This window comes from Bacillus sp. PPSBB_2 (assembly GCF_045291115.1).
GTDB lineage: Bacteria > Bacillota > Bacilli > Bacillales > Bacillaceae_G > Bacillus_A > Bacillus_A cereus.
In genome coordinates, this window is record NZ_CP147983.1 from 547,617 (window position 1) to 571,360 (window position 23,744).

Below are 23,744 nucleotides of genomic sequence, written 5' to 3' on the forward strand. Positions count from 1 at the left end.
GAGATGTAAAGTTGAAACAAAATAAAAGAAAACGTATAAATGCAATGATTATAGCGGCGGCGTTATCACTTCCGTTTGCTGTGTATTCAACACCTGCTTTAGCGGCAGTAGCAATTGAGGCGAATAAAACTGGACAAGGTTTAGAAGATGGTACATATGACGCTGTTATTAAAGCGTATAAAGATAAAACGAATGAAGAGTCTATGGCAGCTGTTTATATAAAGGATCCGAAATTAACAATTGAGAATGGAAAGAAAATTGTAACAGCAACGTTAAGTGATAGTGATTTCTTTCAATACTTGAAGACAGAGGATATTCACACTCCAGGTGTGTTTCATGATGTGAAAGTAATATCAGAAGACAAAAAGAAAAATGGAACGAAAGTGATTCAGTTTGAAGTAGGGGAATTAGGAAAAAGGTATAATATGCGAATGCATATTTATATTCCAACAATGGCCTATGACAATAAGTACCAAGTACAGTTTGAAGTAAATACATTGAATTTAGAGAACAATGTTCCAGAAAAACAAAAGGAAAATAAAGAGGAGAAACAAGATGAAAACGGAAATGTAATATTAGATAAGCAATTACAAAAATATATTAATAAATATAACTTAAATAGAGATAATGTAGATGCGCCAATCACAAAGAAAGATTTATTACAAATTAAAACATTATCCATTTATTCAGGTAAAGGAATAAATGAAATAACTGGTTTAGAGTATATGACAAACTTAGAGAAGTTGATGTTACGAGAGTCTAATGTAAAAGACATATCAGCCATCTCGAAATTGAGAGGTTTGAAGTACGTTGATTTAACATCTAATTCAATTGAAAGTATTCACCCAATTGAGCAGTTAGAGAATATTAATATGCTTTTTTTAAGAGATAATAAAATTTCTGATCTTACACCATTAAGTAAAATTAAAACATTAGATTTAATCGGTAATAACATTAAAGATATCCAGCCATTATTTACATTATCAACTGTGAAACAATTATACTTAGCAAATAATCAAATCAGTGATCTTACGGGAATTGATCGATTAAATAATGTGGAACTATTATGGATAGGGAACAATAAAATTAATAATGTTGAATCTATTAGTAAAATGAGTAATCTTATTGAACTAGAAATTTCTGATAGTGAAATAAAAGATATATCATCACTATCTCAATTAGGAAATTTACAAGTGCTGAATTTAGAAGAGAATTATATCTCTGATATATCGCCGTTGAGCACTTTAACAAATTTACATGAGATAAATCTTGGAGCAAATGAAATTTTTGACGTAAGGCCTGTTGAGGAATTAGGTAAGCGAATTTCAATTGACATTCAAAGACAAAAAATCTTTTTAAATGAAGCAAGTGTAGATGAAGAAATAAAAATCCCAGTATACAACCTTAAAGGAGAACCACTTCAAAATATTAATCTACAAAGTGAGGGGGCTACTCTGAATAACGGATTTATAAAATGGAATAGTCCTGGAGAAAAAATATATGAATTTAAACTAGATACTAATTCTACTGAAAGTAAAATAAGATTTAATGGCACGGTTATACAGAATATAGTTGAAAAACAAAAAGAAAGTCAAAATGTAATTCTCGATAAAACTTTACAACAACATATTAATAAAGAGAATTTAGGTAGAGAGAATTTAAACGCTCCTATCACAAAAGAAGATTTATTACAGATTAAAAAATTAGAGATACTTAAAGAAAAAGGAAATGAGATAAAAGATATAACAGGTTTAGAATATATGACGAACTTAGAAAAACTCACTTTAGAAGGAGTAGGTCTGAAAAATATTGAGTTTATCTCAAACTTGAAACAATTGAATAATGTGAATGTATCTCATAATCAAATTGAAGATATAACACCACTATCTTCATTGGAAAATTTACAGTGGTTAAATCTTGCGGACAATCATATTAAAGATGTAACGGTTATTGGTTCCATGCTAAACTTATTTAGCTTAAATTTAGCTGGAAATGAGATTCGTGATGTAAGGCCGTTAATACAATTAGGTCAGTGGTTTACAATTGATGTTGGAAGACAAAATATCATTTTAAATGATGCAAAAATAAACGAAGAAATTCAAGTTCCTGTATATGATTTAGAAGGAGAAAGTATTGAAAATATTCAATTGGTAAGTGAGGGAGGGACGTTTAATAACGGAGTAATAAAATGGAGTACCCCAGGTGAAAAGGTGTATAAATTTGATTTAGATTCTGATGAAATTAGCATAAGGTTTAACGGAACAGTTATACAGAATATAGTGGAAAAAGAAGAAGAAAAAGAGCCGGTAAAAGAAGTTGAAGAAACAAAAGAAGAAGTGAAAGAACCAACAAAAGAAGTTGAAGAAACAAAAGAAGAAGTGAAAGAACCGGTAAAAGAAGTTGAAGAAGCGAAAGAAGAAGTAAAAGAGCCAACAAAAGAAGTTGAAGAGGTAAAAGAAGAAGTAAAAGAACCAACGAAAGAAGTTGAAGAAACAAAAGAAGAAGTGAAAGAACCAATAAAAGAAGTTGAAGGTACAAAAGAAGAAGTGAAAGAACCGGTAAAAGAAGTAAAAGAGGAAGTAAAAGAGCCAACGAAAGAAGTTGAAGAAGCGAAAGAGGAAGTGGACGAGCCAACAACAGGAGTTGAAGGATCGAAAGTGGAGGTAAAAGAAACAGGAAAAAAAATTGAAGGTTCAAAAGACGCGGTAAATCAATCAGCAGTAGTCCAAGAACAAAACGTGAATAATCAAGTTGTGAAAGAAAATAAACCAGCTGTTAATAAGCAAGAAGAAAGTAAGAAATCATTAGGAGCAACAGGTGGACAAGAGAATACATCAACATTACTTTCAGGCATAGCGTTAGTTCTTTCAGCACTGAGTATGTTTGTATTTAGAAAGAGATTATTTAAGAATGAAAAACGTTTTATCTTATTATAACGTAAGATGATTATATGAGTTTTTGAGAAGACATTATCATGGCGATTTCATTTTGAAATATGCTTATGGTGATGTCTTTTTTAGAAGGATATAAATGGAAAAGGTGTGAATATATTAGTGAAGGAGGAGAGGTTATGTATGTCAGTTCTATTTTGAAAATTGAAGAGGTGGCAGCATTTATTGCGAATATGAATAAAGATGCTACTCATCATGTTGGCTATTGTGGAGATGAGAAAGAGGAGTTGTTACAGACAATTATTCATGATTTTTCAGATATAGGCTGGGAACAATCTTTTGTTGCTACTTATGAGAATAATAATTTAATAGGTTTATTAGGATTTGATGTGGATGAAGTAAAGAAATGTGCAGAGATATGGGGACCGTTTATTATCGCAGAGAATTGGGAAGAAGTTGCTTTACATATGTGGAAGGAACTTATAGAAAAGGTGCCTTTTCATATTGAGAGATTTTATGGTTTTTATCATGTGGAAAATAATAATTGTGCCCGTTTAATGAGGAATTTACATGCAAAAGAACAAGGTCGACATAGTATTCTCGTTTTAAATAATATTGTGGAGCACCGTATTATATGTAATGTAGAAGAGGCTTTACCACAAGTGTTTGAGCAGTTTATCGCTTTACACAATCATGTGTTTTCTAATACGTATTATGACGGAAACGAAATTATTGAACGTTTAAGTAATACGAATAAATTATTTGTAAGTATGAAGAATGATAAGTTAGAAGGTTATGTATATGTGGAAGTAAATCCAGAGTTTCAAGAAGCGAATATCGAATTTATTGCAACCGCTGAAAATAGTAGAAGAAAAGGTGTCGGAGAGCGGTTATTACAAAAGGTAATTCAGTATATTATTTCCTTCCAAGGAATGAAGGAGATAGAATTATGTTTGAATACGAATAATGATCGTGCGATGAAATTGTACAAGAAAGTAGGATTTGAGGAGAAGGCATGTTTACAACACTATATAATAGAGTGAAAACCCATTCGTATGAAAATTATATTTCATACGAATGGGTTTTATTAATCTACTTTTCCCTCAGTTGTTACGGATTCAGAAGTAATTTGAGGTGCTAATCGTTACATAACCTTTTTTATTTTTTGAGATACTTCTTTTGTTTGCAAATTAACATCTTCTTTTCGCAGCTCCTTAAAGAGCGAAATGACCATAAGAACGACTACGATAGAAAATGGTAGTGCTGCGATGATAGCTGCGATTTGTAGTGCATTTAATCCTCCAGCTTGTAATAAAATAGCGGCAATTATCGCGATTGTTAATCCCCATATAAGTTTTAAACTATTTTTCGGTGATAAGCTTCCGTTACTCGTTTGCATGGAAACGACAAATGTTGCTGAATCGGCAGAAGTAACGAAAAATGTGGCTACTAGAATCAACCCGATAATCGTTAAAAATGTAGAGAATGGTAGGTGTGAAATAACAGCAAATAATCCAATCTCTGTACCATTTTTTGCAATTTCATCAGCTATTCCAAGCGATTGGAACATTTCCATATGGATTGCGGTACCACCAAATACTGCAAACCAAAATGTACAGATAAGAGTCGGGACTAATACAACTCCAAAAATAAATTCTTTTATTGTGCGCCCTTTAGAAATACGTGCGATAAATGTGCCGACGAATGGAGACCAAGAGATCCACCATCCCCAATAGAAAATAGTCCAGTTTTCAATCCAAGAAGAAGATTTTTCACTAAATGCTCCTAAATTTAATCCCATACTAGGCAAAGCTCCAATATAAGAACCGAGTGTAGATGTGAAATATTTCATAATAAATACGGTTGGCCCTAAAAATAAAAAGGAGACGAGTAAAATACCTGCAAGAGAGAAATTTAAGTTACTCAAATATTTAATCCCACGATCTAAGCCAGTTTGTGCACTCGTTAAATATAAAACGGCGAAGATGGCGATAAGTACGAGCTGTGTAAGTAAAGTGTTATGAATAGAAGGGAATAAATAGCTTAATCCTCCAGCAATTTGTTGAGCACCAATCCCAACAGATGGTACAATGCCAAATACTGTGGCTAAAACAGCTAAAATATCGACTGTTTTTCCGATACGAGAATTTTTCGATCGATTAAATAATGGAGTAACTGTAGCCCCGATAGTGCTACCTTTTTGTTTGCGGAATGTGAAATATGCAATTGTTAAAGCGACCATTGCGTATAGTGACCATGGAAAGAGACCCCAGTGGAAAAATGAATATTGCATAGCGAGTTTGGCACTTTCCTCTGTCCCCGCTTTTCCTGTTAATGGATCTGTAAAATGTGAAATCGGTTCAGCGATTCCATAAAAGAGGAGTCCAATTCCCATTCCTGCCCCAAACAACATGGATAGCCAAGATGGATAATTATATTTTGGCTTTTCTCCATCTTTACCAAGACGAATAGAACCGTACTTGGAAAATGCTAAATAAGCAGCCAAAATAATCATTGTAGTCATAAGTAGAGAGTAAAACCATCCAAATTTATTGAGGATAAATGAGTTTAAAGAAGATGTAACACTTTGTAAATCGTAGCCTTGTATCCAACTTGCTGGGGTAATTCCCCATATAATGAATAATGTTGTTAGCAAGAAGGAGATATAAAATACACTGTTTTCTTTTTTTATCATAGAATCCCACCCTTATTTAATAAAGTTAACAATTATAATAATCATAACAATTAAGTTTTTAATTGTCAAAAAATTCCCTTTTTATAATGTGAAAGGATGCAATTTGTTTTAGGGAGGTAAAGAGCAATGCGTTCACGATATGTACAAATTATAGGAAGAAATAATATGAAATATTGCATTTTATATTGTTACATCCAGATTTTATGTTAAATTCTTGAATGGAATATTAAAATAGGGGGCAAGGATATGAACAAGAAATCAAAGATCAATAAAGTGATGCTTAGCATTAGTACAATGGCTTTATCGTTAGGCGCACTTCAAACTCATGCAGCAGCGGAAGAAAAAGTACCGTATAACGTGTTAAAAACGAAACCGGTTGGAATTGAAAAGTCGGTAGATGAAGTTGGACATATTTCAAAAGTTGATGAAACTTTATCATTTCAAGAACGTTTAAAAGTAGGAGATTTTTCACAGCGACCAGCATCTATTAAGAAGAAAACTGCAGTAAAGCAGGTTAAAGAAAGCTATTCAATGGCTGATTTAAACAAAATGAATGACCAAGAATTAGTTGAAACGTTAGGCAGTATTAAATGGCACCAAATTACAGACTTATTCCAGTTTAATGAAGATGCAAAGGCTTTTTATAAAGATAAAGGAAAAATGCAAGTCATTATAGATGAATTAGCTCATAGAGGTAGTACATTTACGAAAGATGATTCAAAAGGAATTCAAACGTTTACTGAAGTGCTGCGTTCAGCTTTTTATCTTGCATTTTATAATAGTGAATTAAGCGACTTAAATGAAAGAAGCTTCCAGGATAAATGTTTACCTGCTTTAAAAGCAATCGCAAAAAATCCAAACTTTAAGCTTGGTACAGTTGAACAAGATACAGTCGTATCTGCGTACGGTAAATTAATTAGTAATGCTTCAAGCGATGTTGAAACGGTTCAATATGCATCGAATATTTTAAAGCAATACAATGATAATTATACTACTTATGTAAATGATCGAATGAAGGGACAAGCAATATACGATATTATGCAAGGTATTGACTATGATATGCAGTCGTACTTAACTGAGGCTCGTAAAGAAGCGAATGAAACGATGTGGTATGGAAAAGTAGATGGGTTTATTAATGAAATAAATCGTATTGCTCTTCTAAATGAAGTAACGCCAGAAAATAAATGGCTCGTTAATAATGGCATTTATTTTGCTAGCCGTTTAGGGAAGTTTCATAGCAATCCAAATAAAGGATTAGAGGTTGTTACACAAGCAATGCATATGTACCCGCGCTTAAGTGAACCGTATTTTGTTGCGGTAGAACAAATTACAACAAATTATAATGGTAAAGATTATAGCGGGAATACAGTAGATTTAGAGAAAATACGTAAAGAAGGAAAAGAGCAATACCTACCAAAAACGTATACATTCGACGATGGATCAATTGTGTTCAAAACAGGAGATAAAGTATCAGAAGAAAAAATTAAGAGACTATATTGGGCTGCGAAGGAAGTAAAGGCACAGTATCACCGTGTAATTGGAAATGACAAAGCGTTAGAGCCAGGAAATGCGGATGATGTATTAACGATCGTAATTTATAATAGTCCAGATGAATATCAGTTAAATAGACAATTGTATGGATATGAAACAAACAACGGTGGAATTTATATTGAAGAGACAGGTACATTCTTTACATATGAGCGTACACCAGAGCAAAGTATTTATAGTTTAGAAGAGTTATTCCGTCATGAATTTACTCATTATCTGCAAGGGAGATATGAAGTTCCTGGTTTATTTGGAAGAGGAGATATGTATCAAAATGAAAGGCTAACTTGGTTCCAAGAAGGAAATGCAGAGTTTTTCGCAGGATCTACTCGTACGAATAACGTTGTACCAAGAAAGAGTATAATTAGCGGATTATCATCTGATCCTGCAAGCCGTTATACAGCAGAGCGTACACTATTTGCTAAATACGGTTCTTGGGATTTCTATAATTACTCGTTCGCATTGCAGTCTTACTTATATACGCATCAGTTTGAAACATTTGATAAAATTCAAGATTTGATTCGTGCGAATGACGTGAAAAATTATGATGCATATCGTGAAAATCTAAGTAAAGATCCTAAGTTAAATAAAGAGTATCAAGAGTATATGCAGCAGTTAATTGATAATCAAGATAAATATAATGTACCGGAAGTAGCAGATGATTATTTAGCTGAACATGCACCGAAATCGTTAACTGAAGTGAAAAAAGAAATTAGTGATACGTTGCCTATGAAAGATACAAAAATGACAAAACATAATTCTCAATTCTTTAATACATTTACATTAGAAGGTACGTATACAGGTAGTGTCACAAAAGGTGAATCAGAAGATTGGAAAGCAATGAGTAAAAGAGTAAATGAATCTTTAGAACAATTGGCGCAAAAAGAATGGAGTGGCTACAAAACTGTTACAGCATACTTCGTCAATTATCGTGTGAATAGCTCAAATGAATTTGAATATGATGTAGTCTTCCATGGAATCGCAAAAGATGATGGAGAAAATAAAGCTCCAACGGTTAATATAAATGGCCCTTATAGCGGTCTTGTAAAAGAGGGAATTCAATTTAAAAGTGATGGCTCAAACGATGAAGATGGAAAAATTGTTTCTTATTTATGGGAATTTGGAGATGGAAGCACAAGTGTAGAAGTGAATCCAGTACATGTATATGAAAGAGAAGGTTCTTATAAAGTATCGTTAAGAGTAAAAGATGATAAAGGCAAAGAGAGTAGAAGCGAAACAACTGTTACGATTAAAGATGGAAGTTTAACAGAATCAGAACCAAATAATCGTCCAGAGGAAGCAAATCGTATCGGGCTAAATAGTACGATAAAAGGTAATCTTATTGGCGGGGACCACACTGATGTTTATACATTTAATGTAGCATCAGCGAAAGATATCGACATTTCTGTTTTAAATGAGTATGGAATTGGGATGACATGGGTACTTCACCATGAATCAGATATGCAAAATTATGCAGCTTACGGTCAAGCCAATGGGAATCATATAGAAGCGAAATTTAATGCAAAACCAGGCAAGTATTACTTGTATGTATATAAATATGATAATGGCGATGGAACGTACTCATTATCAGTAAAGTGAAACTTTAATCATTCATCCCCCAATGATTATTAGCCCACACCAATCGGGGGAAAATAAGCGCTTTTCCAATGTATGTTTAACTTTACTTTTTGTGGAAAATAGTATATTATATAGATATATAATATATCGGTTATTTTCTAGGAGGAGCCTGTCACAATAGGTTTCTCCTGTTCTTTTTTAGGGGCCTGTTTTACAGGCTTTTCTTTAAAGAGTAAATAACTGAAAATTAAGAACTATAATCTTTGAAAGAGGTGGGGCATACACATAACAAAAAAGGGATTGTTTAAGAAAGGGGGATAAGGAATGGTCTTGTTTGGTTATCCACTTGAAACAATTTATTTATATGGATTTATTATTGCTACTATACTCACTGTTATTTATATCTTCTTTGGAGATATATTTGAATCGATATTTAGTTTTGGGGGCGGATCTGTATCCGTTGTTACTTTATTACTTAGTTTCTTCGCCATGTTATGTGGGCTTAGTTATATAGGAGAGTACTTATTTTCCTTTAATAGTATTACTATTTTCGGGGCTGCATTTGCTATATCTTTTATCGGTGTTTTCATCATGAAAATACTAATTTTAAAACCGATTGCAGAAGCAGAACAAAATACGATGCAACGTATGGATGAATTTATTGGTTGCAAAGGAGAAGTCATTACGACAATTCCTACAGAAGGATTTGGTGAAGTATTAATTTTATCCCAATTTGGAAGTAATGCAATCCCAGCTAAAACTGTTGGAAAAAAAGATATTTCGCAAGGAACAGAGGTTATTATCGAGGGAGTCCAAGATGGTGTTTTACTTGTACAAAACATCGCTTATTCTTTAAAAAAACCAAAATTATAAGGGGGAATTTACATGACGATTCCATTAATTATCGGTGGAGTTTTACTGGCAATTTTAATTCTACTCATTTTAGTATTCATTACGAAGTATCGTACGGTTGGTCCAGATGAAGCGTTAATTGTTACAGGGAACTGGCTTGGTGGAGGAAAGAATGTTGTTACCACTGATGATGGAAAGAAGATTAAGATTATCCGCGGGGGCGGTACTTTCGTAGTTCCAATTATGCAAAGAGCAGAGCCTTTAAGCCTATTAAACTACAAATTAGAAGTTGGTACACGTGATACGTATACGAAGCAAGGTGTTCCAGTTACAGTAAATGGTGTTTCTATTATTAAAGTAGGTTCTACAATTGAAGAAGTATCTACTGCAGCTGAGCAATATTTAGGAAAAGAAACAGAAGAGTTAAAAGTAGAAGCAAAAGAGGTTTTAGAAGGTCACTTACGTGCAATCTTATCTTCTATGACAGTAGAGGATGCGTATAGTAATAGAGAGCAATTTGCTCAAAAGGTACATGAAGTAGCTTCTACAGATTTAAAGAAAATGGGACTTCGCATTGTTTCTTTCACAATTAAAGAAATAATGGATAAAAACGGATACTTAGATGCGCTTGGTCAGCCGCAAATTGCGACAGTTAAGCGTGATGCAACAATTGCAAATGCAGAGCGTGAAAAAGAAGCACGTATTGAAAAAGCACGTGCTGAAAAAGAGGCAAAAGAAGCAGAATATCAACGTGATGCACAAATCGCTGAAGCTGAAAAACATAAAGAATTAAAAGTACAGTCCTATAAGAGAGAACAAGAGCAAGCACGTGCAGATGCGGATCTTTCTTACGAATTACAACAAGCGAAAGCACAACAAGGTGTTACAGAAGAGCAAATGCGCGTTAAAATTATTGAGCGTGAAAAGCAAATCGAGTTAGAAGAAAAAGAGATTGCGCGTCGTGAAAAGCAATACGATGCAGAAGTTAAGAAAAAAGCAGATGCAGATCGCTATGCTGTTGAGCAATCAGCAGAAGCAGAAAAAGTAAAACAAATTAAAAAGGCAGATGCGGATCAATATAAGATTGAAGCTGAAGCGAGAGCTCGTGCGGAAGAAGTACGTGTGGAAGGTTTAGCGAAGGCGGAAATCGAAAAAGCGCAAGGTCAAGCGAAAGCGGAAGTACAAAAAGCGCAAGGTACAGCAGAAGCAGATGTTATTAGATTAAAAGGTTTAGCAGAAGCAGAAGCGAAACAAAAAATTGCTGAAGCATTTGAATTATATGGTCAAGCGGCAATTATGGATATGGTTCTTAAAATGCTTCCAAGTTATGCGAAGGAAGTTGCAAGTCCGCTTAGTAATATTGATAAAATCACAGTTGTCGATACAGGCGGCGGTGGTAAAAATAGCGGGGCCGGAAAAGTTGCGGGCTATGCCACTGATTTAATGGCAACGATGCAAGAAACGTTAAAGGCTTCTTCTGGAATTGACTTAAAAGAGCTATTAGAAGGATTTGCAGGAAAAGGAGCAGTGCAACAATTATCAAGTGATAAACCTGTTGTATCTGTAGTAGAAGATGAGAAAAAAGAAGTAGAAAAAGATAAAGAATAATAAGGTGGAAAGAACCTCTAGTAAGTGAAATACTAGAGGTTCTTCTGTGAATTATAATATTTCGAATAATATACATTTTTATACATTGTTTTAATTATTTAATTTATATAGAATGAAAAAGATATGTATCAATTCTTTATGATGTAGAAAAAGATAGAGAGTCTCATCGATACATTTAAATCGTATTATTTTTATAGAAAGATTAAATGTTAATTAATTACATTTAAAACGGTATGGAGGGGTAGAAGTATGTTTCAAGGGAAACTAAGGAGTAGTAGTTTAAAAACAAAGTTACTTGTATCATTTATTATTATTTTAGTTCTTCCAAGTATTGTAATTGGTTGGACGTCTTATCAACAGGCGAAGACGAATTTTAATGAAACGATTTTAAACTCGGCGAAAGATAATATAAAAATTTTGGATAATGTAATTAATAAAGAATTGGATAGTAAAAAAGTAGATGCAACTTATTTTACGAAATTATTCACACAATCAAGTTACCAAGCAGATCAAATTCAAAACATACAAAATAAACTAGAAGAATACAATAAACTGCATCCAGAAATGGAAGCAATCTATACAGGATCTAGTAATGGACAGTTCATTCAATCACCAGCTATTCAGATGCCAGATGGATATAATCCTACAGAAAGAGATTGGTATAAAGAGGCCGTGAAGAAAAGCGGAGAAGTAATTGTAACTGCTCCATATAAGTCAAAAACGACAGGGAATATTGTTATTACACTAGCAAAGCAAAACGAGGATAAAAGTGGAGTTCTTGGGATTGACTTAATCATTAATGATATTGTTACTACTTCCAAGATGGTTAATATCGGTAAGGAAGGATATGTAGCGATATTTGATCAAGATAAAAATGTAGTAGCGCACCCGAAAATGAAGCCAGGAGAGAAATTAGAAGAGAAACTTAGTAAAGAATTGTATAAACAGGAAGCTGGGGATTTTCATTATTCATTAGATGGTGAAGATCGCAATATCACTTTTAAAACGAATAAGAAAACTGGGTGGAAAATAGCAGGAATTATGCCTTCCAAAGAAATTATCGAAGCGGCTGAACCTATTTTCTATAAAACAGTAACTGTTCTTGGAATTTCACTAATAATCGGTGGGATTGTAATTTACTTCATAATTGCGTCTATTATTAAACCGTTAAAACAACTTGTCATATCATCGAAGAAGATTAGTGAAGGTGATTTAACAGAATCAATTACAGTTCATTCTAAAGATGAAATTGGACAGCTAGGAGAAAGTTTTAACGAGATGGCTGCATCGTTACAAAGTGTCATTTCCAATATAAACACTTCAGCAAGTCATGTAGCGGCATCTTCAGAAGAATTAACAGCTAGTATGAAGCAGACAAGCGAAGCGACGGAACAAATTACACAGGCGATAGAGCAAGTATCAAGTGGTGCAGAAATACAAACGAAAGAAGTTGAAGAAGGAGCAACATTGTTAGAAGAAGTTACAGAAGGAATTCAGCGTGTTGCAGATAGTTCTTCATTAGTATCTACAGCCTCTATGTATACGAAGAAAAAAGCTGAAAATGGTGGGAAGTTAGTTGAACAAACTGTGAATCAAATGCAATTAATTCATGAGTCTGTTTCACAGTCAGACAAAATCATTGGTTTGTTAGACGATAAGTCGAAACAAATTGGAGCAATCCTTGAAGTGATTCAACATATTGCAGAACAGACAAATTTATTAGCGTTAAATGCGGCAATTGAGGCTGCGAGAGCTGGAGAGCAAGGAAGAGGATTTGCAATTGTAGCAGATGAAGTGCGAAAGCTAGCAGAACAATCAGGACAGTCTTCTACGGAAATTGGGAAACTAGTGAAAGAGATTCAATTTGATATAAAAGAAACAGTAAGCTCTATGAATCAAGTTGGAGCAGAAGTACAATCAGGACTTGTAGTTGCAAATGAAACGAAGCAAAGCTTTGCTGAAATATTGAAATCTACGGATGATACAGTTGTACAAATTGATAACATGGTAGATGTAGCAAAACAAATGACGGTAGATGCAAAGCAAGTAAGTGCATCTATTAATGAAATTGCAGCTACAATTGAAGAAAATGCAGCAAGCGTTCAAAATATTGCTGGTTCCTCTGAGGAACAATTAGCTTCAGTAGATGAAATAAATGCAGCAGCAGTCCATTTATCACAAATGGCAGAAGAATTACAAGAGATGATTAGTAAGTTTAAAGTGTAATAACGAATGTTAAGAAACGAGGTAGTAATTTTACTTCGTTTCTTTTTTTATGAAGAGAAAAAGAAAGAAATATAGAGTAACCGTGTTATGATTAAGTATAATTAAAGAGACTGTATATTCTTTAAATTCTATCTTTAATCATGTTAGGGGAATGGTTTTGAAATTAAAAAAATTAAAACTCCAACCGAGAATTACATTAACTATTAGTACACTTATTTTAGTTGTACTTATGCTAACGAATTATTTATTTTATTACATATTATCTGAAACGGTAGAAGAGCAAATTGGCAAAAGGGCTTTGCATGTTGCGAAAACAGTTGCTGCTATACCTGAAATAAAGGAAGCTTTTCAAAAAGAAAACCCAGCTTCTATTATTCAGCCGATTGCAGAAAGAATTCGAATGGATACAGAGGCTGACTTCATTGTAGTTGGAAATAAAGAGGGGATTCGATATGCACATCCTGAGCGAGATAAAATAGGAGAAGCGATGATTGGTGGAGATAACAAAGGCGTTTTATTAGAAGGAAAATCATATGTTTCGAAAGCAACTGGATCATTAGGCCCTTCATTACGCGGAAAAGTTCCAATCCGTAATCAGGAAAATGAAATCATTGGTGTGGTGTCTGTTGGATTTTCAATGGATGATATTCATGGAGCGGTAGAGGTGTATGGAAAGCGTGTATTTTGGATTACAATAATAGGGCTATTAATTGGAGTAATCGGCTCTATATATTTAGCGGCAAGTATAAAAAGAATGATGTTCGGTATGGAACCAGAAGAAATTTCATCTTTATATGAAGAGCATAGTACAGTGATTCAATCTGTACGTGAAGGGATTATTGTAATCGATAAAAATGGCATGATTAGTTTAGTCAATCAAGCAGCTTATGATATTCTTTCGCTAGATAAACAACAAAATATTATTGGGGAATTTATTTTAAATGTAATTCCTAATTCAACGATACTAGATGTACTTCAAACTGGTGAAGAACAGTTTGATCGCCAATTAAATATAAAAGGACAGGCTGTTATTGCGAACCGTCTACCTATTAAAGTAAAGAATAAAGTAACTGGCGTTGTATCGAGCTTACGTTTGAAATCTGAAATGGATCAGTTAACAGCAGAATTATCTCAGACGAAGCAATATACAGAGGCATTACGAGCGCAAGCGCACGAATATAACAATTTATTGTATACGCTTTCAGGTCTTATCCAATTAGAATCATATGAAGATGCTTTAGAGCTTATTCATAAGGAAACAGCGGTATATCAAGATTTTGTTCAATTTATTATGAAGCGGATTCAAAATCCATGGCTAGGTGGAATTTTAATTGGATTTTATAATAGAGCACGAGAGTTGAAGATTGATTTTATGCTAGATAGAGAAAGTGGTTTAGACAAATTAAGTCCACATATTGAGAGTAATTATGTCGTTTCTATTTTAGGAAATTTAATTACGAATGCATTTGAAGCAATTGAAAAAAATGAAGAGAATGATAAGAGAGTAAGGATGTTTGTAACTGATATTGGAGAAGAAATATTAATTGAAGTGGAAGATTCAGGACAAGGGATTCATGATGAAATAATTACTAGCATATTCTATAAAGGCTTTTCGACGAAAGAAGGAGGAGAGCGAGGATATGGATTAGCAAAAGTGAAAGAGTTAGTAGAAGATTTAAATGGAAGTATTGCAATTGAAAAAGGGGATTTAGGTGGTGCGTTATTTATTATTGCACTACCGAAAGAGAGAGGCGAATAGTAATGGGTGAGGAGATTGAAGTATTAATTGTAGAAGATGATATTCGGATTGCTGACATTCATCGTCGTTTTACTGAGAAAATTGAGGGATTTAAAGTAATTGGAACGGCAACGACTGGAGAACAAGCGAAAGAATGGCTAGAGCTTGTGAAGCCACAGCTTGTTTTATTAGATGTGTACTTACCTGATATGCAAGGAACGGAACTTGTCACATATATTAGGCATCATTTGCACGATACAGATATTATTATGATTACAGCGGCATCGGAAACAGATGTAGTGAGGCACGCCCTGCGGGGCGGAGTAACAGATTATATCGTAAAGCCACTAATGTTTGACCGATTTAAAGCAAGTCTGGAAGGCTATCAAAAAAAGATTATACAGTTAAAGAAAAATAATCAATTATCTACGGAGCAAATTGAATATTTATGGTCTCAAAGAGGGGTGAAGGGAGATCAAATAGAATATGCCCCGAAAGGGATAGATCCTTTAACTTTAGCGAAAATAAAAAAGCATATGTTAACAGTTAATGAAGAAGGGATTACAGCAGAGGTGCTAAGTTCAATGGTAGGCGTAAGCCGATCAACTGCAAGGCGTTATTTAGAGTATTTGATATCTGGGAAGAAAGTCCACGCAGAGCTAATATATGGAAGTGTTGGGAGACCGGAGAGACGTTATTTTCTTGTTTCTTCATAATAAAAAACAGTAGAGGATTTTATTCCTTCTACTGTTTTTTTTGCATCTTATATTGGAATAATCCCAATTACAATTCCGGTAATTAACATAACCATTGTCGTTCCAACGGCCCATAATAAAGTGAAGCGTTGATGTTCACCGAAATCAACTTTTGCCATTCCGACCAATAAATAAGTGGAAGCGACAAGAGGACTTAATAAGTGAACGGGTTGCCCAAGTAAGGAAGCACGTCCCATTTCAGCTGCACTAATTCCGTAAGTAGCAGCAGCCTTAGTTAAAATAGGTAATACCCCAAAGTAAAATGCATCATTGGACATGAAAAATGTGAATGGCATACTAAGAAGAGCTGTAATAATTGGCAATTGTGGTCCAAGTGCATCTGGTATAAGAGTTACTACACTGTTAGCCATGGCATCTACCATTTTTGTTCCAGATAAAATACCAGTGAAAATACCGGCAGCAAATACGAGAGAAACAACTGCTAATACATTCCCAGCATGAGAAGCAATACGTTCTTTCTGTTGCTCTAAGTTTGGATAGTTAATCATAACAGCGATAGCAAAAGCGACTGTAAATAAAACAGGTAACGGCATAACTTCTAGTATGAGACAGACAAGTAATGTGGCGGTTAATAAAAAGTTAATCCATAGAAGTTTAGGGCGTTTATGCACTGCTGCTTCGACAGTTGCAGCTTGCTCATCCATTGTTTGCATTTGTTTTAAATACTGTACATCCATAATTCCTAAACGTTTTCTTTCTTTTTTTCCAAGATAGTAGGCAACGAAAACAACCCAAATTGCACCAGCAATCATTCCAGGAATAAGAGGTGTAAATAATTCGGAAGCCTCAAGTCCAAGTGCGCTCATAACACGAGCTGTCGGTCCACCCCAAGGTGTAAGATTTGTTACCCCTGCCCCTAACATAACAACTCCAGCTAATATGAGGGGGTTCATTCCAAGGCGCTTATATAGTGGATACATTGCGGAAACTGTAATCATGTATGTTGTTGTACCATCACCATCTAGAGAAACGATAATAGTCAATATAGCCGTTCCGACAACGATTTTTAAAGGATCTCCTTTTACAAATTTTAAAATCTTACTAATGACAGGATCGAATAAACCGCTATCAATCATAATCCCAAAATATAAAATAGCGAACATAAGCATAATACCAGTAGGTGCTAATTTTTGAATCCCCTCTAACATCATAGGCCCCATATTGGCATAGAATCCGCCAATTAATGCAAAAACACTCGGAATTAATATTAATGCTACTAGCGCTGACATACGTTTCGTCATAATTAAAAACATAAAGACAAATACCATCGCAAATCCAAGTAGTGCTAACATGTAATTTCCCCCTTAAAAGAATGATTGCGCTTTCAAAATAGAATAAAAATTCAGAAAAAGGTTTTTTATTTATAATAAAAGCATCTATTCAAATGGTAAATAATTTGAAAAATAACATCATTAGAAGCATAATTTTTATTTTGTTCATTTTGTTCACGGTAGTTAATTTGAATTTTTAAAAAGTAAGCTGCTTCTCGTAAGAATGGTAGAATAAGATGAAAATAGTGAAGTGTGAAATAGGGAGTAGATGTTATATGAAAACGAGAATTGAAGAGATTTATAGCTCTTATGAAGGAAAAGTAGAGGAGATTTTTATTAATGAATCTTCTTACGTATATGAATGGGAAAAATTACTGATGATCCGAAAAAATGACGGTGAGCTTAAAAAAATTGCAGTCGGGATTAGTGGAAATATAAGATTGGTAAATGTAGAAGTTGGACAGGAAATTAGTGCGGATACATTATTAGTTAAATTAGAAGATGATTTGTTAATTACAGGTTGCGAGTGATGAGAGATGTGTAGAAATAACTACACATCTTTTTTTGTTTTCTATATTACAAAAAGCACATTGTTTTTTCACAAATCTCACACAACCTTTTGGTATTCTTTTCGTGGAGTATACGGTTTCTAGGGAGGAATATTGATGAAAGTAAAATATGTCGTACTTGCTATATGTATATGTTTCGTATTTACGGTAGTCGGGTGTGGGAAAAAGGAAACAGCAGCTGTTGCCATTGATGAGAAACATGATAAATGTGATATTTGCCAAATTGGGGTAACAGATAATCAATTTGCAACAGAAATTATTTTAGAAAATGGAAAAGCGTTAAAGTTTGATGATATCGGTTGTATGTATAAATGGATGGAGATCAACTCAGATGAAAAGACGAAAGAGAAATTTGTCCGAGATTATGATTCGAAAGATTGGATTTCGTTAGAAGACGCTACTTACGTATATGATAAAACAATAACGACACCGATGGCTTATAATGTCATCTCATTTAAAAATAAAAAAGATGCAGAGAGCTTTGTATCTAACTATAAGGGGAAAGTTCTTTCGTATAAAGAGCTAGCAGAGCATAAATGGGAAATGAATAAAGAGATGATGGGGAAACCGAAGGCAGGAAATCATGGTGGACATCATTAATAATAGAAAAGGTGTAAAATTTTTAGAAGAACGGTTACAATGGAATATAGTAACCTAAAGCAATCATTTATCCCGCATTAACGGGCGGTAAGATCCCCACCTCAAAATTTAGTGAAAGCAAAGAAGTTAGGTGGAGTCGGGCTGCCCGTAAAAGCCCAACTGGTGTGGGCTAATAATTAGTGGTGGATGAACAAAACCCCCACTAATTAAAGTTTCACTTTATGTACTTTTTAGAAATGTATACAAATGCGGTAAAAACGTGCTAAACTAATTGCTTCATAATGTTAATGATGGGGCCATCAGGCGTATCATTTCAATAGGTTGAGAAACATAGTATAAGCTTAAGATAATCCGATTAAAGAAGGAATCTAAAGGGCTTATGGATAAATGTACTCAAGAAGAGTTATTGTATGTGATGGAGGAATGGTTAAGAAAACATTATCTTTCATAGGAGCTGTAGTTGTGAGAAAACAAAAAATTTTATTATGTATTTTATTAGGACTTTTAATGACGGTAGTGGCTTGCGATAAGCAAGAAGAACCAGAATCGAAACCGGTTCATGTGAAAAATGAGAAGAAAAAAGAGAAGCATAAAGAACAGGAAGAATCTAAAGAAGAGAAAAGTATAAATTTAATGGACAAACAGTTGTTACTTTCAGCTACTCTTGGAGACACAGAGACAGCTATGAAGTTGATTCAGGATGGAGCGAATATAAACGTAGAAGGTGACAACGGAGAAACGCCTGTCCTTGCAGCGACGTACCAAAATCATGTAGAGACAGTTAAAGCATTAATTGGTGCAGGTGCTAATATTGAAATTAAAGATGAGAAAAAAAGTAATCCACTTCTTTATGCAAGTAGAGAAGGATATACGGATATTGTAAAAGTATTAATTAATGCAGGAGTTAATACGAAAGAAACGACTAGGTCAGGTGGGACAGCACTTATTTCTGCATCTGAGCGTGGCCATGTAGAGGTTGTTAAAGAATTATTAGAGCATACAGATATTGATGTGAATTATAAAAATGAACGTGGTGGAACAGCGTTATTAGAAGCAATTGTATTAGGAAATGGTAGTGAAAACCATAAGAAAGTAATTCAATTACTTATTGATCACGGTGCAGATGTAAACATGGCTAACAAGGAACATCTGACACCACTGCAATACGCTGAAAAAAGAGGTTTTAAAGATATTGTAAATATGTTGAGGGTAGCTGGAGCGAATGAAGTAGTACAGCCACAACAACCAGTAGAGTAAAAAACGAAAAATAATCCCATTTAGATAGACAGAATGAAGAAATCAGTTAGTATGATGGATTCAGTAATGTGTATTTGAATGGGATTTTTATTTTGAACATGAAAAATAGATTATGAATGGATGGTAAATGGAGTAAATAAGGAGGCAACCTTATTTGGCAATTGTAAAAAATGAAAAAGTAGTTTCTGTTTGTTGCAGTGCCAGAAGTACGCCCGTAGCTGCTGAGGCAAGTGTGGAAACTTTAGCTGAGTTTCAAGGGAACGGATATGGTACTGATGTTGTTACAGCCTAGGCCATATCAATACAAGAGAAAAGGCGCATTCCACTTTATAGTACTGCTTGGGATAACTTTAGTTTGCAAGCAGTGGCAAGCAAACTAAAAATCATTAACTATGGAATGAATTTACATATTGATTGAATTTTAAGTATTGTTTCGTTCTATTTATTTATATTTTAATATCTAGATTAATGTAAATAATGATATGGTGAATATTAACATTTGATTAACACCTAATTAACAATCTATCAAAACTGACTTAATAAATGCGTAATATAGTAAAGGTAACAAAATAACTAGGGTAGAGAACATTTGAGAACACCCACTTACATATAATGTGCCACTTTCTTAGGTGTGCTCTATTCCCTAGAGTTCAAATAAGGAGAAAGGCGTTCTATGTAAGTAGGTGTTTTTAGTTTGGATAAAAATAGAACAGTTAGGTGGAATAAATGTTTAAAGAACCTTATATTGCGATGATAAAGGATTGGAAAGGATACAAAGCATACAAAAAATTGCCGAAAACAGTTTTTCTTATGACTGGTTCAATGCTGGAATTACCAGAGCGTGTATATGAATTGCAGAAACATGAACATGATGTATTTCTTCATTGTGATTTTATACAAGGCTTAAATACGAATACAGAGGAAGCGCTTTTGTATATTCAAGATGTTATCGGGGCACAAGGTATTATTTCAACAAAGGGTTCAACAATTCGAAATGCTAATAAAATTGGATTGAAAACAATTCAACGTATTTTTATTGTAGATACTTTATCTCTTACTAAATCAATTGAAAATTGTAAAACGACTAAACCAAATGCAGTAGAGATTATGCCGGGGATTATGCCTTCTATTATTAAGCAACTAGTAGAGGAAATAGAGTTTCCTATTATTGCAGGAGGGCTGATTCAAACGCGAGAAGATGCGGAAATTGCAATTCGTGCAGGAGCAAGTGCGATTTCAACAAGTCATTATGAAGTATGGATACAAGAAGAAAAAAGGAGTGCAACCTTGTGATTGAATTGAAAAATGTTTCAAAGGTATATAAAAATGCAGAAGAGACAGCGGTTAAAGGCGTATCGGTTCATATTAAGAAGGGTGAATTTTTTGTTTTAGTTGGACCTTCGGGATGCGGGAAAAGCACATTATTACGAATGATCGCTGGCTTAGAAGAGATTTCTTCAGGAGATTTAATTATTAATGAACGTGTTGCAAATGATCTAGAGCCGAAAGACCGTAATCTATCAATGGTATTTCAAAATTATGCATTATATCCACACTTATCTGTAGAAGAAAATATTTTATTTGGACTTAAGGTAAGAAAAGTACAAAAAGAAGAGCGACAAAAGCGATTAATGGAAGCTATTGAAATGGTAGGACTGAAAGAGTATGTGAAAATGAAACCAGGCCAATTATCAGGCGGACAAAGACAGCGTGTTGCACTTGCCAGGGCAATTGTGAGTCAAGCGCCAATCTGTTTAATGGATGAACCACTTTCGAATTTGGATGCGAAATTACGTGCGCAAATGAGAATTGAAATTAGAGAAATTCAGCAGCGATTAGGAATTACGATGATTTACGTTACCCACGATCAAATAGAAGCGATGACTATGGGTGATCGTATCATGGTTTTAAATAAAGGAAGTATACAGCAAGTTGGAACACCACTTAACATATATAACGAACCAGCAAACGAATTTGTTGCAAGCTTTATAGGTTCTCCTTCTATGAATATAAATGATGGGGAAGTAAATAAAGAAAAAGGTGTATTACATATAGGACAATTGCAAATTCCATTATCTATTAGACAGTTAAAGCAATTACCAGAAGGAACAATTCGCATAGGCATGCGCCCTGAGCATATTGCACTGTCTGAGGAGGGACAAGAAGTGACGTTGCAATCTGTAGAAGTATTAGGGAATGAATCTATATTGAACTTTGCGGTAAATGGAACAACTTGGAGTGCGAAAGTTATAGGACAGTTACTCCTGAACAAAGGTGACAAAGTAAAATTATTATTCTCGCAAGAAAAGTTATGCTTCTTTAACGAAAACACGAATGAACGCTTAAAAGTGGTAGCTGAAGAAGAGTTGAAAGTGGTGGCGAAATAATGATCGAAGTAAGTAAGTTACCAGTTCAAACAAAGGTGTCAAAAAAGAAAAAATTATGGGAGAGAACGAAAGATTTAAGAATAGGATTATTGTTTTTGGCGCCATCTATTTTGCTATTTTCGATTTTTCTGTTCTATCCATTGTTTAGGACGATTTATTATAGTTTTTATTTAACCGATATACATGGAGAAGCTAATCTTTTCGTTGGCTTAGAAAATTATCAATATTTATTCTCTGATCCAGCCTTCTACAAAAGTATAAAATCAACTTTATTATTTGTTTTATATACAGTTCCTACGAGTATTATATTTGCTTTGTTTCTTGCATTGATTGCAAATGGAAAGGTAAGAGGTATTGGGTTATTCCGAGTTCTGTTTTCTTCGACGATGGGAATATCAGTAGCTGCTAGTGCAGTGATTTGGCTATTTTTATTTCATCCAAGTGTAGGATTATTTAATAATATATTAGCCTCTATGAACCTTCCTGCAATCGCATGGTTAACGAGTCCGGACTGGGCACTATTCTCTGTATCAGTTACAACAGTTTGGGTGAATACAGGTTTTGCATTTTTAGTTATATTAGGTGGTTTACAAAATATTGATACGTCTTTATATGAGAGTGCATCTATAGATGGCGCTAGTTATTTATATAAGCTTCGCCGTGTTACATTACCGATGCTATCACCAACTTTATTCTTTATTGTAACAGTAACATTAATTAGTGCGTTCCAAAGCTTTGGACAAATTGATATTTTAACGCACGGTGGACCAAATGATGCAACGAATTTAATTGTGTACTCGATTTACAAAGAGGCGTTTGTGAATCATCAATTTGGAACAGCAAGTGCACAAGCGATGGTATTATTTGTTTTCATTTTCGTTGCTACATTACTTCAATTTAAGTTTGCTGAGAGAAAGGTGCATTATAAATGATTGTTAAACAGTGGAAACAAAATTTCCTATTATACATGCTACTCATTATTAGTGCAGTGATGGTATTTTTTCCTGTACTGTATGCATTTTTAATAAGCTTTATGACACCAGACGATATTCAAATGAGAAGGTTATTTCCGACCCAGTTTACTTTTGATAATTTCATTAATATTTTTCAAAAAGTACCGCTTTTTACATACTTATATAACAGTTTAATTGTATCGACAGTCGTTATGATTGGACAACTTATCGTATCAAGTTTAGCAGCTTATGCTTTTGTTTTTCTTCAGTTTAAAGGGAGAAACTTAATTTTCTTCCTGTTTATTTCAACGATGCTTATTCCGTGGGAAGCAACGATGGTGCCTAACTTTTTAACGATTCAAAACTTTGGCTGGATCAATAGTTTCGCCGGGATGACAGTGCCGTTTTTTGCAACAGCTTTCGGTATTTTCTTGTTACGTCAACATTTTATGACACTTCCGAATGAACTGAAAGAAGCTGCTTTTATTGAAGGGATTGGAAATATAAGATTTTTATTCAGCGTTGTAATACCGTATTGTAAAACGAGTTTTATTACGCTTGGAGTATATAGCTTTTTAACAACATGGAATATGTATTTATGGCCACTTTTAGTGACCACTGATGAAAAAGTAAGAACAGTGCAAATCGGTGTAAAGCAGCTTCAGTCTCAAGAAGTTGCAACTGATTGGGGAAGCGTAATGGCCGGTGTTACGGTTATCGTTATTCCAACATTGATTTTACTATTTTTAGGGCAAAAGCAATTACAACAAGGATTAACAAAAGGTGCAATTAAATAAC

At 34.1% G+C, this 23,744-nt stretch carries 17 protein-coding genes and 2 pseudogenes; 17 read left to right on the top strand and 2 right to left on the bottom strand.

Features of this window, described 5'->3' with window-relative positions:
- Window positions 1–11 precede the first annotated feature (11 nt).
- Window positions 12–2,936 (top strand): leucine-rich repeat domain-containing protein, encoded by a 2,925-nt coding sequence (locus V6946_RS02725; RefSeq protein WP_406622202.1) that lies wholly within the window; start codon window positions 12–14, stop codon window positions 2,934–2,936.
- 134 nt (window positions 2,937–3,070) lie between these two features.
- Entirely contained in the window at window positions 3,071–3,934 is an 864-nt protein-coding gene (locus tag V6946_RS02730) for an N-acetyltransferase (RefSeq protein ID WP_006925081.1), read from the top strand.
- A gap of 101 nt (window positions 3,935–4,035) precedes the next feature.
- On the opposite strand, the gene opuD is transcribed toward V6946_RS02730, so the two are convergent.
- Entirely contained in the window at window positions 4,036–5,586 is a 1,551-nt protein-coding gene (gene opuD / locus V6946_RS02735) for a glycine betaine transporter OpuD (RefSeq protein ID WP_006925079.1), read from the bottom strand.
- 246 nt (window positions 5,587–5,832) lie between these two features.
- Between opuD and colA the strand changes: the two genes are divergently transcribed.
- The 7 genes and pseudogenes from colA to V6946_RS02770 all read left to right on the top strand — a co-directional run bounded on the left by colA (window position 5,833) and on the right by V6946_RS02770 (window position 15,849).
- Window positions 5,833–8,730 carry a collagenase ColA gene (gene colA, locus V6946_RS02740; RefSeq protein WP_001036404.1) on the top strand — a complete coding sequence of 966 codons (2,898 nt, stop codon included), beginning with the start codon at window positions 5,833–5,835 and terminating at the stop codon, window positions 8,728–8,730.
- A gap of 303 nt (window positions 8,731–9,033) precedes the next feature.
- A complete protein-coding gene (locus V6946_RS02745; protein WP_000242444.1) occupies window positions 9,034–9,582 on the top strand; it encodes an NfeD family protein in 549 nt (182 codons plus the stop codon).
- Window positions 9,583–9,594: 12 nt separating this feature from the next.
- On the top strand, window positions 9,595–11,169 hold the full coding sequence (locus V6946_RS02750) for a flotillin family protein (protein WP_000155019.1): 1,575 nt from the start codon (window positions 9,595–9,597) through the stop codon (window positions 11,167–11,169).
- Between the two features lie 249 nt (window positions 11,170–11,418).
- A pseudogene (locus tag V6946_RS02755) lies at window positions 11,419–12,453 on the top strand (cache domain-containing protein); the annotation flags it as partial.
- A gap of 81 nt (window positions 12,454–12,534) precedes the next feature.
- Complete coding sequence (locus V6946_RS02760) at window positions 12,535–13,395, top strand: methyl-accepting chemotaxis protein (RefSeq protein ID WP_372584302.1); 861 nt, start codon at window positions 12,535–12,537, stop codon at window positions 13,393–13,395.
- A 151-nt stretch (window positions 13,396–13,546) separates the two neighbouring features.
- Window positions 13,547–15,154 carry a sensor histidine kinase gene (locus V6946_RS02765; RefSeq protein WP_366981992.1) on the top strand — a complete coding sequence of 536 codons (1,608 nt, stop codon included), beginning with the start codon at window positions 13,547–13,549 and terminating at the stop codon, window positions 15,152–15,154.
- A 2-nt stretch (window positions 15,155–15,156) separates the two neighbouring features.
- Window positions 15,157–15,849, top strand: coding sequence for a response regulator (locus tag V6946_RS02770; RefSeq protein WP_000503461.1), 693 nt, complete (start codon window positions 15,157–15,159; stop codon window positions 15,847–15,849).
- A 47-nt stretch (window positions 15,850–15,896) separates the two neighbouring features.
- Here the strand turns inward: V6946_RS02770 and V6946_RS02775 are convergent, their stop codons facing one another.
- Window positions 15,897–17,201 carry a CitMHS family transporter gene (locus V6946_RS02775; RefSeq protein ID WP_000880474.1) on the bottom strand — a complete coding sequence of 435 codons (1,305 nt, stop codon included), beginning with the start codon at window positions 17,199–17,201 and terminating at the stop codon, window positions 15,897–15,899.
- A 254-nt stretch (window positions 17,202–17,455) separates the two neighbouring features.
- On the opposite strand from V6946_RS02775, the gene V6946_RS02780 reads away from it, so the two are divergent.
- The 8 genes and pseudogenes from V6946_RS02780 to V6946_RS02815 all read left to right on the top strand — a co-directional run bounded on the left by V6946_RS02780 (window position 17,456) and on the right by V6946_RS02815 (window position 23,743).
- A complete protein-coding gene (locus V6946_RS02780; RefSeq protein ID WP_000857376.1) occupies window positions 17,456–17,710 on the top strand; it encodes a hypothetical protein in 255 nt (84 codons plus the stop codon).
- Between the two features lie 135 nt (window positions 17,711–17,845).
- Window positions 17,846–18,349: a nitrous oxide reductase accessory protein NosL gene (locus V6946_RS02785; RefSeq protein WP_006925065.1), complete on the top strand. Its 504-nt coding sequence runs from the start codon at window positions 17,846–17,848 to the stop codon at window positions 18,347–18,349.
- A 387-nt stretch (window positions 18,350–18,736) separates the two neighbouring features.
- A complete protein-coding gene (locus tag V6946_RS02790; RefSeq protein ID WP_000287336.1) occupies window positions 18,737–19,606 on the top strand; it encodes an ankyrin repeat domain-containing protein in 870 nt (289 codons plus the stop codon).
- Between the two features lie 142 nt (window positions 19,607–19,748).
- Window positions 19,749–20,024, top strand: a pseudogene (locus V6946_RS02795) (GNAT family N-acetyltransferase); the annotation flags it as partial.
- A 308-nt stretch (window positions 20,025–20,332) separates the two neighbouring features.
- Window positions 20,333–20,899 (top strand): glycerol-3-phosphate responsive antiterminator, encoded by a 567-nt coding sequence (locus V6946_RS02800; protein ID WP_006925062.1) that lies wholly within the window; start codon window positions 20,333–20,335, stop codon window positions 20,897–20,899.
- Entirely contained in the window at window positions 20,896–21,993 is a 1,098-nt protein-coding gene (locus V6946_RS02805) for an ABC transporter ATP-binding protein (RefSeq protein ID WP_000571390.1), read from the top strand. The genes V6946_RS02800 and V6946_RS02805 overlap by 4 nt, the downstream gene beginning before the upstream one ends.
- Window positions 21,993–22,925 (top strand): carbohydrate ABC transporter permease, encoded by a 933-nt coding sequence (locus tag V6946_RS02810; RefSeq protein WP_000573797.1) that lies wholly within the window; start codon window positions 21,993–21,995, stop codon window positions 22,923–22,925. Before V6946_RS02805 ends, V6946_RS02810 begins: the two co-directional genes overlap by 1 nt.
- Window positions 22,922–23,743: a carbohydrate ABC transporter permease gene (locus V6946_RS02815; protein ID WP_000635946.1), complete on the top strand. Its 822-nt coding sequence runs from the start codon at window positions 22,922–22,924 to the stop codon at window positions 23,741–23,743. Before V6946_RS02810 ends, V6946_RS02815 begins: the two co-directional genes overlap by 4 nt.
- The last annotated feature ends 1 nt before the right edge of the window (window position 23,744 follow it).

Bases quoted from the DNA above. Each gene is read 5' to 3' on its own strand.
- V6946_RS02730 (WP_006925081.1), top strand. From the start codon at position 3,071: ATGTATGTCAGTTCTATTTTGAAAATTGAAGAGGTGGCAGCATTTATT.
- opuD (WP_006925079.1), bottom strand. From the start codon at position 5,586: ATGATAAAAAAAGAAAACAGTGTATTTTATATCTCCTTCTTGCTAACA.
- colA (WP_001036404.1), top strand. From the start codon at position 5,833: ATGAACAAGAAATCAAAGATCAATAAAGTGATGCTTAGCATTAGTACA.
- V6946_RS02745 (WP_000242444.1), top strand. From the start codon at position 9,034: ATGGTCTTGTTTGGTTATCCACTTGAAACAATTTATTTATATGGATTT.
- V6946_RS02750 (WP_000155019.1), top strand. From the start codon at position 9,595: ATGACGATTCCATTAATTATCGGTGGAGTTTTACTGGCAATTTTAATT.
- V6946_RS02760 (WP_372584302.1), top strand. From the start codon at position 12,535: ATGAAGCAGACAAGCGAAGCGACGGAACAAATTACACAGGCGATAGAG.
- V6946_RS02765 (WP_366981992.1), top strand. From the start codon at position 13,547: ATGGTTTTGAAATTAAAAAAATTAAAACTCCAACCGAGAATTACATTA.
- V6946_RS02770 (WP_000503461.1), top strand. From the start codon at position 15,157: ATGGGTGAGGAGATTGAAGTATTAATTGTAGAAGATGATATTCGGATT.
- V6946_RS02775 (WP_000880474.1), bottom strand. From the start codon at position 17,201: ATGTTAGCACTACTTGGATTTGCGATGGTATTTGTCTTTATGTTTTTA.
- V6946_RS02780 (WP_000857376.1), top strand. From the start codon at position 17,456: ATGAAAACGAGAATTGAAGAGATTTATAGCTCTTATGAAGGAAAAGTA.
- V6946_RS02785 (WP_006925065.1), top strand. From the start codon at position 17,846: ATGAAAGTAAAATATGTCGTACTTGCTATATGTATATGTTTCGTATTT.
- V6946_RS02790 (WP_000287336.1), top strand. From the start codon at position 18,737: ATGTACTCAAGAAGAGTTATTGTATGTGATGGAGGAATGGTTAAGAAA.
- V6946_RS02800 (WP_006925062.1), top strand. From the start codon at position 20,333: ATGTTTAAAGAACCTTATATTGCGATGATAAAGGATTGGAAAGGATAC.
- V6946_RS02810 (WP_000573797.1), top strand. From the start codon at position 21,993: ATGATCGAAGTAAGTAAGTTACCAGTTCAAACAAAGGTGTCAAAAAAG.
- V6946_RS02815 (WP_000635946.1), top strand. From the start codon at position 22,922: ATGATTGTTAAACAGTGGAAACAAAATTTCCTATTATACATGCTACTC.